The organism is Prochlorococcus marinus str. MIT 0917, assembly GCF_027359575.1.
Lineage (GTDB): Bacteria > Cyanobacteriota > Cyanobacteriia > PCC-6307 > Cyanobiaceae > Prochlorococcus_B > Prochlorococcus_B marinus_D.
The window spans coordinates 1595383-1608804 of the sequence record NZ_CP114784.1; the positions used below are offsets into that span (position 1 = coordinate 1595383).

Below are 13422 nucleotides of genomic sequence, written 5' to 3' on the forward strand. Positions count from 1 at the left end.
TTTTTACTCAATATAACTTAGCCTTCAAGGACAAGGTTGTTTAATTTATGCCTCGCCTTTTAATTGCTGCAAGCGGAACGGGGGGGCATATTTATCCTGCATTGTCTTTTGCTGATTCACTTCCAAATTCTTGGGAAATTGAGTGGTTAGGTGTGCCAAATAGGCTAGAGATTGAACTGGTTCCCAAAAAATACAATTTAATAAAGCTGAAAATCGGAGGATTACAAGGAAATATTTTTAGAAAAATGTTTGATTTTTATAAATTATTATTTGCTTCTATCCGGGTATCTTTTCTATTACGTAAAAAGAAAATTAACGTTGTTTTTACTACTGGTGGGTATATATCTGCTCCTAGCATTCTCGGTGCAAAACTGACTGGCATCCCTGTTGTGTTGCATGAATCTAATGCTATTCCAGGTAAAGTCACTAGGTTATTAGGTAGATTTTGTAACCATGTTGCATTAGGAATTCCATCAGCATCTGACTATTTGCCAGGGTGTAGAACAAGTTTTACTGGAACACCTATAAGGTCAGAATTTATTTTGGATCAGTCTCTTCCTCCTTGGGCCCCCCGCGGAGAAGGAATACTGATTGTAGTGATGGGAGGTAGTCAAGGCGCAATAAAAATGAACGAGATGGTGAGGAATATCTTACCTTGGTTGCTTGGTAAGGGTTGTAGAGTTGTTCATCTGACCGGTAAAAATGATTGTTTCTATAACAAATTAGATAAAGTTGCTACTAACGCTAATTTGGTTGTAAGACAATTTAGTAATGAAATATCCGCCTTGCTTAAAAATGCTGATCTTGCAATAAGTAGATCAGGATCTGGTGCAATTTGTGAATTAATGGCAACTAAGACCCCTTCAATTTTAATACCTTTTCCATCTTCTGCTGATCAACATCAAGAACTAAATGCTGCTTATATGGCTAGATATGGAGGAGCTGTAATAGTGAATCAACATGAGCCAGAAAAAGATATTTTGAAAAAAACTATATCTCATTTGATAGATTCTAATTCTCTCAGTGCAATGAAATTAAATATGAATAATTTTGATTGTATTAATTCTGAAAATAAGATATTTGAGATTATTAATTCTATTAGTTAATGTAATCTTTTAAAGTATTAATAATTTGAATATTTTGGTTTCGTTTTTGGAGACTTATTCTAATCCAGTTTGCATCTAGATTTGTAAATGATCTACAGTCTCTTAATAAAATTCCTCGTTTTTTTAAATTCTCAACAAGATTTAATATAGAACTATCACTTTTAATTAATTGAAAATTCGTAGTTGTGGGTAGAGGCTTAATAGTAGAAAACTCTGACAAACTTTGATGTAACCAGTTACCTTCTTCTTCTACCCATCTATGGATTTTATTTAATCTTTGTTTATGCATTTTAGAGTCTTTCATAATCATATTAGTTGCATTTATTGCTAGTGTATTTACTGGCCATGGATCTCTTATCTCTTTCCATTTTAATAATCTATCTGAGTTAGTTACGGCGTATCCAATTCTTAATCCGGCAATACCTAGAAACTTAGTTAAACTTCTTATCACTATAAGATTTTTATAGTTTTTAGTTAAATTAATGACTGATTGATGTTCCCCCCTGGGTGTAAGAGGAATAAATGCTTCATCGCAAATTATGAGTTTATAGTTATTTAATAATTTTTCTATCGATGAACGACTCCATAATTGTCCAGTTGGATTGTGTGGGTTTGTAATCCATAAGACATCTGTTTTTGGTTTAATGGGAAATGACTGAGGATTTCTATTAGTCCAAGATAAAGGAATAGGACTATGTATATAAGAAGCATTCCAACATTTTAAAGCTCTTTTATAGTCTCCAAAACCGGGCGAGGGTAAAGAACTTATTCCATTTAAACTTGCATCTCTTGCTGCCCATGTAAATAATTCAGAGGCTCCATTACCTGGTATAACCATTGAAGGGTAAATATTATGCCATTTAGCAATAGAATTTTTGACTTCAAAATAACTTCTATCAGGATAATATTTTATACATCCATTCTTAAGACTATTAATGAGATGATTATTTAACTTTTTAGGTAGTTTAAAAGGTGCTATTGATGCACTTGCATCGATTATTTTATCTTTAGATAGCCCTAACTTTCTTGCTTCTTTCTCAATATTTCCTCCATGAATATCAAAGTCTATTTTCATTAGATTTCTTATAATATTGTGTTCAGTTTAAAAAAGATCAAATTTAATTATTGAAATCATTTGTGTTTTTATTTCCATGGTTCTTCGGAACCGATTACATCTTTAATATTTCGGAATCCGTGTTTTTCCATTTGCAGGGTTAATCCATCTAAAATGTCTGGAACTAGATTTGGCCCCTCAAATATCCAACCTGTATACACTTGAACCAGTGATGCCCCAGCGGCAATTCTTTCCCATGCTGTTTGTGCTGAACTGATGCCACCTACACCAACAAGTGGTAAAGCTTTATTAGTACTATTCCTAAGCCTTCTAATAACTTCCAGTCCTCTTTTTTCTAAAGGGAGTCCACTTAAGCCTCCATTTTCTTGCTCTAAAGTATTTCCAGTTTTGATTCTTAAGTTTTTTAAGTTAAATCTATTTAAGCTCGTATTGATTGCAATTATTCCATCAATACCATTCTCAATTGAAACTCTCGCAATTTCATCAATTTCTTCATTTGACAGATCTGGAGCAATTTTTACAAGTAAAGGAGGACAATTTGAAAAATCTTTTAGCGTACGTATTAACTTTTTAATTTCTTTTGTTCCTTGTAATGAGCGAAGGCCTGGGGTGTTAGGCGAACTAACATTGATAACGGCATAATCTGATATGGGAGCCAAGAGTCTTAAAGATAAAAAATAGTCTTTATGTGCTTCATCTAGAGGTGTGATTTTTGACTTCCCTAAATTGATTCCCAGGACACACGGCCTATTTCCAGGCGCTGGGATTTGTTGTCTTTCTATGGTTTTCAGAAATTTTTCTGCGCCTTCATTATTGAATCCCATTCGATTCAATGCAGCTTTCTCTTTGGCAATTCTGAAAAGTCTGGGTTTTGGATTACCTTTTTGGGCATGCCAAGTAATGGTTCCTAATTCGGCGAAACCAAATCCAAAATAATTCCAAAGACCAGCTCCTACACCATTTTTATCAAATCCAGCAGCAAGCCCTACAGGATTTTTAAAGTGCGAGCCAAAGATGATTTGATTTAAACTTGACTTGCTTCTTTGAAAATCACTTGATGCTTTTAGAAGGACATTAGAAATTATTGGAAAATTTCTATTTAATGATGCAAATTTAATGGCATTAAGAGCTGAATTGGTAAGTATTTCTGCATCAATACCCTCGTCTTGAGACAGAAGCTGACCAAGCAGAATATTGTATAAATCGTTTTTTTTATTTTTTGACAAAATCTTTTAGCTGTATTTTTCGACCTTTAGAAAAAGCTACAGCAATTGCATCAACTCTATCATTATCCTTTTCTCCGCTATGTCCCTTGACATATTGAAGTTTGATTTTTGGCAGTTCAGGGTGGTCAAGAGCTTTCCACAAATCTTGATTTAGAACTTGTTTGCCAGATGCCGTTTTCCATCCTTTTTTTTTCCAATTCGACATCCATTTTTCCATTCCATCAATTAAGTATTTGCTATCAGTTTTGATGGTTAATGAAGGATGAAATTTTATTTTTTTTAATTTTTCAAGAACAAATAATGCCGCCTGTAATTCCATGCGATTATTTGTTGTCTCAGGACTGAAACCACCAAATTCAACTTCGCTTCCATCCTGGAATCTAATTAATGCGCCCCATCCACCTGGACCAGGATTGCCACTACATGCACCATCAGTCGCTGCAGCAATAGCCAATTTTTCTTCTTTAGACATAAAAAAACCGGTCTGAATAGACCGGTCTCATATAAGCAGAAAACAGGTGTTTTTCCAGTAACGATTTTATTTTAAAGTTACTTTTCCACCAACAGCTTCAATTGCTTTCTTTAAAGCTTCAGCATCTTCTTTTGTTGCTCCTTCTTTGATTGTTTTTGGAGCAGCTTCCACTAAGGCTTTTGCTTCGCCAAGGCCTAGACCTGTAGCATTTCGAACTTCTTTAAGGACTTTGATTTTAGATGAAGCTTCAAAGCTTTCTAAAACCACCTCAAATTCAGTTTTTTCTTCGGCAGCATCAGCACTATCGCCACCAGCAGCAGCTCCTGGGGCTGCCATGACAACGCCAGCAGATGCGGCGGCAGATACACCAAAAGCTTCTTCTATTTGCTTAACAAGCTCTGAAGCTTCAAGCAAAGAGAGGCTTTTTAATGAATCTAAGATTTCATCGGTTTTTGCAGACATGTTTTAAATCAGCAACTAAGTAAGTAGAAAACAAATTGTTCAACAGGGAGTATCAGCTCTCGCCGCTCTCAGAATGTTGTTTAAGAGTCCTTGCAAGCCCAGAGGGAACCTCATTTATTCCAATAGCGATTTTGCTCGTTATGGAATTCATTGCACCAGCAATTTGTGCCATAAGTGCTTCCTTGCTAGGAAGTTTTGCAATGGCTTTGATTTCATCTTGAGATAAAAGTTTGCCTTCGAAAAGACCTCCTTTAGTCTCAGACTTTTGAGTTTCCTTTTGAAATGCTTGAACAGCTTTAACAGCACTCCCAACATCTCCTTTGATTAAAACAAAGGCGTTAGTTCCAGTAAGCAATGACTCCAAACCAGTCCAGGAATCTCTCCCTTTTATGGCTTGACGCATCAAGGTGTTTTTAGTGACCTTGCAGATGCCATCGCTTTTTTGCAATCTTGAGCGCAAGTCAGACATCTCTTTTGTGGATAAGCCCTTGTAATCAAGAACTAAAGCCATTTCAGAGTTATCTAGTAGACCCTCTATTGTTTCGACGATCTGTTTTTTGCTTTCCAGCGTGCGGCCCATAATAATTGGATCGAATCGGGGGAAGAACTGGACATACGGCCATATTCCACTTGGGGAATCGAGGCCGCTAACGATTCAATCCAAAAAGATAAAACCCTGCGTATACCTCGGCGGGGATTATAAATTCTATTAAACGAAAGGTTTAATAGAATCAGACCTGCTGTCTTTGGCTGGGCGCATGCCCTTGTGGTTATACCACTCAGCTAATTTACAACAATAAGGGTCACTTTTCTTTCTGCAAGTCTTGTAATTCGTTGATATCTACTTCTACTGATGGTCCCATTGTGGATGTAATAAACAAGCTTTTCCAGAATTTTCCTTTTGCTCCGCTTGGTTTATTTTTTTCTATTGTTGATTGTAATGTCTTCAAATTTTCAAGTAGAGCCTCTTCCGAAAAACTTGCTTTACCAAATCGGACATGAACAATTCCTGCTTTATCTGCTCTAAATTCAAGTTTTCCTGCCTTGAATTCTTTAATAGCTCCTGCTAGATCGGTTGTCACTGTGCCTGCTTTGGGATTAGGCATAAGCCCTCTAGGCCCTAGAACTCTTCCAAGTTTTGCAACCTTGGGCATCATATCCGGAGTTGAAATTAGCAGGTCGAAGTTCATTTCTCCTTTGTTGATTGAATCAACTAAATCTTCTTCTCCAGCCAGATCAGCTCCTGCTTTAGTCGCCTCAGCAACTTTCTCTCCACGTGTCACTACTGCTATTCGTACTTCCTGACCGGTACCACTTGGTAAGGCAACTGTGGTTCTTAGTTGCTGATCGGTATATTTTGGATCAATGCCTAGTCTTATGTGAGCTTCAATAGTTTCATCGAATTTTGCATTTGCATTCTCCTTTACTAGCTTTATGGCTTCAATTGGAGAGTATGAACGTTCTTCCACTTTGGAAAGTAACGTTGTCATTCTTTTAGAGAAATTTTTCATGATAAATAGGGGTTCATTCGACTTTTAGTCTCCCCCTTTAAGAGAACGTTTAATGATTTTACGATTTAGTTAGTCCTTTATGGAAACCCCCATATTTTTGGCTGTCCCCTCAATAACTTTCATCGCTGATTCGATGCTACTGCAATTTAGATCTGGAAGTTTTGTTTTAGCAATTTCTTCAAGTTGACTTTTACTAATAGAACCAGCAGTTCCTTTCGCTGATTCGCCTGAACCTTTCGCAATACCTGCTGCTTTAGTTATCAAAACAGATGCAGGAGGAGTTTTTGTTATGAAAGTAAAACTTCTATCTTCGAAAACTGATATTTCTACAGGGATAACAAAGCCAGCTTTGTCTTGGGTGCGCGAATTGTATTCCTTGCAAAACGCCATGATGTTTACCCCATGTTGGCCAAGCGCAGGCCCAACGGGAGGCGCTGGGTTGGCTTTGCCAGCCTGTAAGGCTAACTTGATCAGGGCTACTACTTTCTTTGCCATCGGCTGAAAATTAAACTAATGCGGAAATCTGAAACTAATCAGATAAATTATCTAATAAACTTAACTCCTAGACTGACCAGACAGCAAAAGGAAATTAAAAATCAATTTTGTTTGGTTATTTGAGAAAATTCAAGTTCAACAGGAGTTTCTCTTCCGAAAATTGATAAAAGCGCCTTGAGTTTGTTTCTTTCGCCAGAAACTTCAATTACTTCTCCTTGGAAATCTTTGAAAGGACCTGACGTCACAACAATCTGATCACCTTCTTCTACATCCAATTTGACAACAGTTTTCTTCTCAGCTGCTCGTTTGAAAATTCTATTAACTTCTTGCCTACTGAGAGGACGAGGTTTTATATGCCCTCGGGCTTTACCAGTAGCTCTTCGGTCTTCTGCGCCAACAAAATTAATCACATTGGGAGTACTCCTTACAGCCATCATTGTATCTTCATCTAACACCATCCGAACCAGCACATATCCAGGGAATACCTTTTCTTCTGTGGTCTGCCTGCTACCATCTTTTTTTAGCTTAATTGCAGGTGTTTGAGGGATTTCTATCTCTATGATTCTGTCACTTACTCCAAGAGTGATAGCTCGTTGTTCAAGTGTCGCTTTAACCTTCTTTTCACAACTGGATGCAACTTGAATAGCGTACCAACGTGCAATATTTGTCTTAATTGTTTGGTTTGCAAAATGTGATTGATCATCCTCAACTGTCCCTGTTGTATCAATTATTTTTGAATCGTTAGTAGGAGTGGTTTCAATATCTGACACTGGAAGAATTGGTGAGAGGTTTAAAAATTTAGATTAGTGAACTCAGCGGAATATCTGAGTAGAGGCCCATCCATAAAAACGGCTTACAGCCGCGATTGAGACTGCTGATAAAGTGACCATTAAAATCACAGCAACAGATTCGCTGAAAAGTTGTTGGCGTGAAGGCCATACAACAAGTTTCATTTCATCAATTGTAGAGGATAAAAAACTTTTTTTTAAGGCAATATTTTCCTGTTTTGTAGGAATCACCTTTTCTTGATCCTCTTTAGAGGTTGGACTTGTCACTTTGGGAGAAGATTAAAAGGAAGGGAAGGTACTTTTAAAAGAATGACTATAAACCTAGACTAACTTATGTTTGATAGATTAGTTATCTATAAAAAAAAGAAGTTTTTTAGACTCATCATCTTTAGTTTCAACCCTTATTGATCTGGCATCTTCAAAAGCCTCTTCTAAAATTTGTGTTGCCAGTGGGTTTTCTAATCTTCTTCGAATCACTCTTCTTAAAGGTCTGGCCCCATATTCAGGTTCATAGCCTTCATCAGCAAGAGTTTTAATGGTGGTTTCGTCAACATACAGATCTAACCCTTGGTGCTTGAGAAGCTGCTTTAGTTCTTCAAGTTGAAGTCGCACTATTTTTTCTAAACTTTCTGGTTCTAGTGGGCTGAATCTTATTACTTCATCAATGCGGTTCAAAAACTCTGGTCGAAAATGTTTTGTTAGAGCTTCGTTGATTTTTTGATCTAATTCTTGTGCAAGGGTATTTTTATTTGAATTTTCGCTTTGAACTTGAAGTGAATTATTTAAGATTGCTTTGCTAGCAAGATTGCTGGTCATAACAATAATGGTATTTCTAAAATCTACTGTTCGACCTTGAGAATCGGTTAGTCTTCCATCGTCTAACACCTGTAAAAGGATGTTGAAAACTTCTGGATGAGCTTTTTCTATCTCATCAAGGAGTAAAACTGCATAAGGTCTTTTTCTAATTGCCTCGGTTAATTGCCCACCTTCTTCGTATCCCACGTATCCAGGCGGTGCACCTAAGAGTCTTGAAACAGCATTCCTCTCCATAAATTCACTCATATCAAGTCTCAATAAAGCATCCTCTTCATCAAATAAAGAACTTGCTAGTGATTTGGCAAGCTCAGTTTTCCCAACACCTGTAGGGCCTAGGAAAAGAAATGATCCTATAGGTCTTCTTATGTCTTGCATTCCAGCTCTTGCTCTACGGATTGCTGCTGAGACTGCTTGAACTGCATTTGATTGACCAATAACTTTTTTTTCTAAGTCTTGTTCTAAATTTAAAAGTTTTTGTCTTTCACCTGATAAAACTTTGCTAACAGGAATTCCTGTCCATCTTGAAACAACATCAGCTATGTCTTCTGGGTCAACTTGCTCTATTAGCAAGGAATTTCCATATTCATTATCTTCTTGAATAGAAGCTTCTATTCCTTTTATTCTTTCTTTGATTTGAAAAAGTTGTTCATATTTCAGTCTTTCTACTTCTTCGAAATCACCAGAGATTTCAGCTTCTCTTGTTAAATTTTTTAGTTCTTCAGCTCTTATTTTTAGTTCTTTTAATTCAGCTGTTTTCTCAATCTGATCTTGCCATTTTTGTTTGATCTGAGCTAGCTCGTATAGTAGCAATTCTTTCTGTTCTTCAAGATTATTTATAGTCTCTAGTGTTGTCTCTTTGTTTGCCTTTTGGATTGAAGACTCCAAATGATTGATCTGAGATTCTTTCTCTTCTATGATTTTTGGTTTTGATGCAGATTCGATTTTTACTTGAGCTGAAGCCTCGTCAATTAAATCAATAGCTTTATCAGGTAGGCATCTATCACTTATATATCTATGAGATAAGCGATTTGCTGTACTTAGCGCTTCATCAGTAATAGTAACTCCATGATGAAACTCATAATTTTCTTTAAGTCCTTTTAGAATTTTTAAGCTTAAATCTAAGCTAGGCTCTTTGATTGATACTTGCTGAAATCGTCTATCAAGTGCAAGATCTTTTTCGATCGTACGTCTATAATTATCTGGAGTCGTAGCGCCAATACAGCGTAAGTCCCCACTAGCTAATAACGGTTTTAATAGACTGCCAGCATCGTTATTTGATCTGTCTTTGCTTACAATCGAGTGCAATTCGTCTATAAATAGGATTACTCCTTTTTCGTTATTGCTTATTTCACTTAACAATGATCTGAATCGTTCTTCAAATTGCCCTCTGAACTTAGCTCCAGCTATTAATGCGCCGATATCAAGTGAAATTAGTCTTAAACCTTGAAGAGAATCAGGAAGTTCGTTGGCTACTATTTTTTGAGCTAATAATTCTGCGACTGCTGTTTTACCAACACCTGGAGCACCAATAAGTACGGGATTATTTTTGCCTCTTCGAGATAAAACTTTTGTAATTGCTTTGATTTCCGACTCTCTGCCGATCACAGGGTCTAATTTCCCATTGGCAGCTTCGGCAGTAAGGTCTTTACAGTATAAATCCAATGCACTTGGCGTTTCATTAAGTTTTAAAGGTTCTTCTTTTGATGTGATCTCTTCTTTAATGATTGGAGCAAGTGGCTCGGGGTCAGGATTTTTTAAAGTTTTTTTGGTAGATACAGAAGTTCTTGGAATTTTTTGTGGTCTATTTTCTATTTGTTGAGTGGTAGTTCTTTTTGATTGTTTAAATGATTTAGGTGCTGGTAGTCGTCTCAATTCCGCTTCAAGAATTTCACTAGGGAGACCTGCTTGACAAAAAAGATCTTCTCCTAAGCGATTGTCTCTACCAATTGCGACAAGGATATGAGATATCTCTATTTGATTAGATCCCCATCGAGAGCGAAAATCATCAGCTGTTTCAAGAAGAATTTCTAAATCTTCTCCAATAAATAAGTCTGATTGGTTGTTTATGGGAAGTTCAGCGATAAAATTTTCTAAAAGTTCATTTATTTCTTCATGGTTTACAGGTAAGGAATCGGTATATTTCAAAAATTTTCTATTTCTAAAAAGAACTTGGATAAGATGTTCAACATCTAAATTCTGATGTCGCCACCTTCTGGCTGATTGTTCAGCTATTAGTAAAAGACTCCAAGCTTCATCGCTAAAAGAATCTGGTTCTGTAGTTAGGCTTCCATTCATTTTCGATCAATTTTGATTCAAAGTGGTCATTTGCCTTCTGAATTTTGATTGAGACCTTTTTATCGATATGTGTATTTCTTGTTAAGACAAATTTGATTGATTAGGTCTTGGAAAGCAAGCTAGATTAGCAATTCAGGAACACATAGGAATAATGTAGTTCATAAGATCTAAAATTCATCTTAAATTCGTGGCTGACTCTCTAGAACTAGTAATCGATACCATTATGGCCCGAGAAGTTTTGGATTCTCGTGGCAATCCAACTGTAGAGGCTGAAGTGCTTTTAGAAGGAGGGGCTATTGGACGTTCGATTGTTCCAAGTGGCGCAAGCACTGGAGCCCATGAGGCTCATGAATTAAGAGATGGTGGTAAACGTTATCTTGGTAAAGGAGTTATCAAGGCTGTTGGTCATATAGAAGAAACTATTGCTCCTGCTCTATGTGGCCTTTCTGCTTTAGATCAAGCCACAGTTGATTCGGTAATGAAACAACTCGATGATACAGACAATAAATCAAATCTTGGTGCAAATTCAATTCTTGCTGTAAGCATGGCAACAGCAAGAGCGGCGGCTAATGGATTGGGTTTGCCTTTGTATAGGTATTTAGGTGGACCAATGTCATCTTTATTGCCAGTGCCATTGATGAACGTCATTAACGGAGGAGAACATGCTGCAAATAATTTAGATTTTCAGGAATTTATGTTGGTTCCTCATGGTGCTGAAAGCTTCAGAGAAGCATTAAGAATGGGAGCTGAGGTTTTTCATACGCTTAAAGATTTATTGATTCAGAAAGGTTTATCAACAGCTGTGGGTGATGAAGGAGGATTTGCTCCAAATCTTGAAAGTAATAAAGCTGCAGGTGACCTTTTAATGCAAGCAATTGAACAGGCTGGATTTATCCCAGGGGAGCAAATCTCTTTAGCTTTGGATGTTGCAAGTACGGAATTTTATAAGGAAGGGCAATATTTTTATGGTGGGAATTCCTATTCCAGCGAGCAAATGGTTGAGGAATTGGCTGGGTTAGTTAATTCATTCCCAATCATTTCTATTGAAGATGGATTAGCTGAAGATGATTGGGATGGTTGGAGCTTGCTTACGAAAAGACTTGGCAAAAATGTGCAATTAGTTGGAGATGATTTATTTGTCACAAACACACTTCGTTTACAAAGAGGCATTGATGAGAATATTGCAAATTCAATATTAATTAAGGTTAATCAAATAGGTTCTCTTACAGAAACACTTGAAGCTATAGAGCTTGCATCAAGGTCAAGTTATACAACTGTCATAAGTCATAGAAGCGGAGAAACTGAAGATACAACTATTGCTGATTTGTCAGTAGCAACTAAATCTGGTCAAATTAAAACAGGGTCATTGAGTCGGAGTGAAAGAGTCGCGAAATATAATCAATTACTTCGTATTGAGGATGAATTAGGTAGTCAAGCCACATATGCTGGACTTGTTGGATTGGGACCACGAGGAAGTTATCAGAGCTAATTGTCACTTTTAAAGCTTTTACTTCCTTGAAAATTATCTAAACGACTTTCGCTTCTCATCTTAAATTTTAATTTAATCCAGCTTAGAGCTATTGGAAATCCAATAGTTACTGGTATGAGAAATAAAAAAGGTCTATTCGTTGAAGCTAGTAAAGCTGAGGATATTGCAAGTGAGCCCAGAAGAACAGAATTACTTAGTGATTGTTGAGCATTAATCATTCTTCTGAGTTGTCTGTCCGATTCACCCATTCTCACTTGAAGTTGCAAGTCGCCCTGTTCTAGTCTTTCTAAATTTTCATCCAAGCGTTTTGGTAGCCCAACAGCTTTACTACCTATTTCAGAAACTTGTCTTCCTAATTCATTAAATAAGTCATTAGAGTCTTGATTTTTTGAAGTCATTAGAGGGAGAAGGAATGGTTTTGCTATTGCTATTAAGTTAAATTCAGGGTCTAAATATCTTCCGACTCCTTCAAAAGTTGATAATGCTCTAAAAACAAAAATCAACTCAATTGGTATTCTAAAGGGTTTCCCATAAGCCAGTTCAGATATATCCCCAGAAAGCTTTTCTATGATTTGAGAATCAAATGGAGGAGTGAGGGCTTCATTTAACATTATTCTTATTAACCTTCTTACTGGACCTACTTCGATATCTTTTTCTATTAATCCAGCTATTTGCAGTTCTTTAACCAGTCCACTAACGTCTCTTAGAGCTGCGGCTTTGATCATTGAATTGAGCCTGCCTCTAATACGCTCAGAGACAAAACCCATCATCCCAAAATCATAGTAAATAAGAGAACCACCCCTGGAAACAGCTAGATTGCCAGGATGAGGATCAGCATGGAAAAAACCGTAATTAACCAATTGTTTTAAATAACTTGTAGCTCCAATTTTTGCGATTAAACTAGTATCAATATCATTACTTTTTAGAGATTTAATATCATTTATCTTGATTCCTGGTAAATACTCCAAACATAAAACTTTACTTGTGCTTAACTCCCAGAATACACTTGGGATTAAAATATTTGAGTCGTCTATAAATTGTTGTTTAAATCTTGCAGCATATTGAGCTTCAATTCGAAAATCTAGTTCTCTGATTAAGACTCTTTTAGACTCCTTTGCGATACCTACCCAGTCATTACCTCTGCTTAGAGACTTTATTCTTTGCACAACTTTTGCAACTTGATTCATTACATCTAAGTCAAGTCTGAAAAATTTTTCTATGTCTGGTCTTTGGACTTTGAAAATAACATTTTTTCCATCAATTAATCTAGCTTTATGAACTTGAGCAAGAGATGCAGAGCCAATTGGTATTTGATCAATACTTATGATTTTTTTATATGAATTACGAAGCTGCTTTTTTAAGATATTTTGAATTTTTTCAAATTCAAAAGGTGGAACTCTATCTTGAAGCGAGCTAAGCTCGTTTACCCATGCAGATGGAATAACATCAGCTCTTGCTGATAAAAGTTGGCCTAATTTTATAAATGCTGAACCTAGATTAACTAATTCTTTTGTAAGCCATTTTGCCCTTAAAGTATTTCTTTTTTCTCTTCTTTTAGAATTATATCCTTTTAAATAAGTCCATTTTTTAGAATCAAACCATAAATAGAAAAGTAAACCTAGTAATATTGTCCAAATCCTAAGGGCTCTTGAAAATCTTTTTAGTTGACTAGCTATAAATATCAATT

Annotated in this window: 13 protein-coding genes; 2 read left to right on the plus strand and 11 right to left on the minus strand. The window is 36.3% G+C overall.

Annotated elements, in window-relative coordinates; genetic code table 11:
- Window positions 1–47: 47 nt before the first annotated feature.
- Window positions 48–1106, plus strand: a complete 1059-nt coding sequence (murG, locus tag O5637_RS08875; protein ID WP_269604339.1) for an undecaprenyldiphospho-muramoylpentapeptide beta-N-acetylglucosaminyltransferase — start codon at window positions 48–50, stop codon at window positions 1104–1106.
- On the opposite strand, the gene O5637_RS08880 is transcribed toward murG, so the two are convergent.
- The 10 genes from O5637_RS08880 to O5637_RS08925 all read right to left on the minus strand — a co-directional run bounded on the left by O5637_RS08880 (window position 1099) and on the right by O5637_RS08925 (window position 10246).
- Window positions 1099–2181 carry a pyridoxal phosphate-dependent aminotransferase gene (locus tag O5637_RS08880; protein WP_269604340.1) on the minus strand — a complete coding sequence of 361 codons (1083 nt, stop codon included), beginning with the start codon at window positions 2179–2181 and terminating at the stop codon, window positions 1099–1101. The genes murG and O5637_RS08880 overlap by 8 nt on opposite strands.
- Before the next feature lie 68 nt (window positions 2182–2249).
- Complete coding sequence (locus O5637_RS08885; RefSeq protein ID WP_269604342.1) at window positions 2250–3407, minus strand: quinone-dependent dihydroorotate dehydrogenase; 1158 nt, start codon at window positions 3405–3407, stop codon at window positions 2250–2252.
- Window positions 3394–3879 carry a ribonuclease H family protein gene (locus O5637_RS08890; protein ID WP_269604343.1) on the minus strand — a complete coding sequence of 162 codons (486 nt, stop codon included), beginning with the start codon at window positions 3877–3879 and terminating at the stop codon, window positions 3394–3396. Before O5637_RS08890 ends, O5637_RS08885 begins: the two co-directional genes overlap by 14 nt.
- Before the next feature lie 66 nt (window positions 3880–3945).
- The gene (gene rplL, locus O5637_RS08895; protein ID WP_269604345.1) at window positions 3946–4341 is read right to left on the minus strand and encodes a 50S ribosomal protein L7/L12; all 396 of its coding nucleotides are present in this window, start codon (window positions 4339–4341) and stop codon (window positions 3946–3948) included.
- A gap of 52 nt (window positions 4342–4393) precedes the next feature.
- Window positions 4394–4921 carry a 50S ribosomal protein L10 gene (gene rplJ, locus O5637_RS08900; protein WP_269604347.1) on the minus strand — a complete coding sequence of 176 codons (528 nt, stop codon included), beginning with the start codon at window positions 4919–4921 and terminating at the stop codon, window positions 4394–4396.
- A 223-nt stretch (window positions 4922–5144) separates the two neighbouring features.
- Window positions 5145–5852, minus strand: a complete 708-nt coding sequence (gene rplA, locus O5637_RS08905) for a 50S ribosomal protein L1 (protein WP_269604348.1) — start codon at window positions 5850–5852, stop codon at window positions 5145–5147.
- A 69-nt stretch (window positions 5853–5921) separates the two neighbouring features.
- Entirely contained in the window at window positions 5922–6347 is a 426-nt protein-coding gene (gene rplK / locus O5637_RS08910; protein WP_269604350.1) for a 50S ribosomal protein L11, read from the minus strand.
- A gap of 101 nt (window positions 6348–6448) precedes the next feature.
- A complete protein-coding gene (nusG, locus tag O5637_RS08915) occupies window positions 6449–7075 on the minus strand; it encodes a transcription termination/antitermination protein NusG (protein ID WP_420063734.1) in 627 nt (208 codons plus the stop codon).
- A gap of 84 nt (window positions 7076–7159) precedes the next feature.
- Entirely contained in the window at window positions 7160–7402 is a 243-nt protein-coding gene (gene secE, locus O5637_RS08920; protein ID WP_269604353.1) for a preprotein translocase subunit SecE, read from the minus strand.
- Window positions 7403–7480: 78 nt separating this feature from the next.
- Entirely contained in the window at window positions 7481–10246 is a 2766-nt protein-coding gene (locus O5637_RS08925) for an ATP-dependent Clp protease ATP-binding subunit (RefSeq protein ID WP_269604354.1), read from the minus strand.
- Window positions 10247–10433: 187 nt separating this feature from the next.
- On the opposite strand from O5637_RS08925, the gene eno reads away from it, so the two are divergent.
- A complete protein-coding gene (gene eno / locus O5637_RS08930) occupies window positions 10434–11735 on the plus strand; it encodes a phosphopyruvate hydratase (RefSeq protein WP_269604355.1) in 1302 nt (433 codons plus the stop codon).
- On the opposite strand, the gene O5637_RS08935 is transcribed toward eno, so the two are convergent.
- Entirely contained in the window at window positions 11732–13420 is a 1689-nt protein-coding gene (locus O5637_RS08935) for an ABC1 kinase family protein (protein WP_269604357.1), read from the minus strand. The genes eno and O5637_RS08935 overlap by 4 nt on opposite strands.
- Window positions 13421–13422: the final 2 nt, after the last annotated feature.

Bases quoted from the DNA above. Each gene is read 5' to 3' on its own strand.
- murG (WP_269604339.1), top strand. From the start codon at position 48: ATGCCTCGCCTTTTAATTGCTGCAAGCGGAACGGGGGGGCATATTTAT.
- O5637_RS08880 (WP_269604340.1), bottom strand. From the start codon at position 2,181: ATGAAAATAGACTTTGATATTCATGGAGGAAATATTGAGAAAGAAGCA.
- O5637_RS08890 (WP_269604343.1), bottom strand. From the start codon at position 3,879: ATGTCTAAAGAAGAAAAATTGGCTATTGCTGCAGCGACTGATGGTGCA.
- rplL (WP_269604345.1), bottom strand. From the start codon at position 4,341: ATGTCTGCAAAAACCGATGAAATCTTAGATTCATTAAAAAGCCTCTCT.
- rplJ (WP_269604347.1), bottom strand. From the start codon at position 4,921: ATGGGCCGCACGCTGGAAAGCAAAAAACAGATCGTCGAAACAATAGAG.
- rplA (WP_269604348.1), bottom strand. From the start codon at position 5,852: ATGAAAAATTTCTCTAAAAGAATGACAACGTTACTTTCCAAAGTGGAA.
- rplK (WP_269604350.1), bottom strand. From the start codon at position 6,347: ATGGCAAAGAAAGTAGTAGCCCTGATCAAGTTAGCCTTACAGGCTGGC.
- O5637_RS08925 (WP_269604354.1), bottom strand. From the start codon at position 10,246: ATGAATGGAAGCCTAACTACAGAACCAGATTCTTTTAGCGATGAAGCT.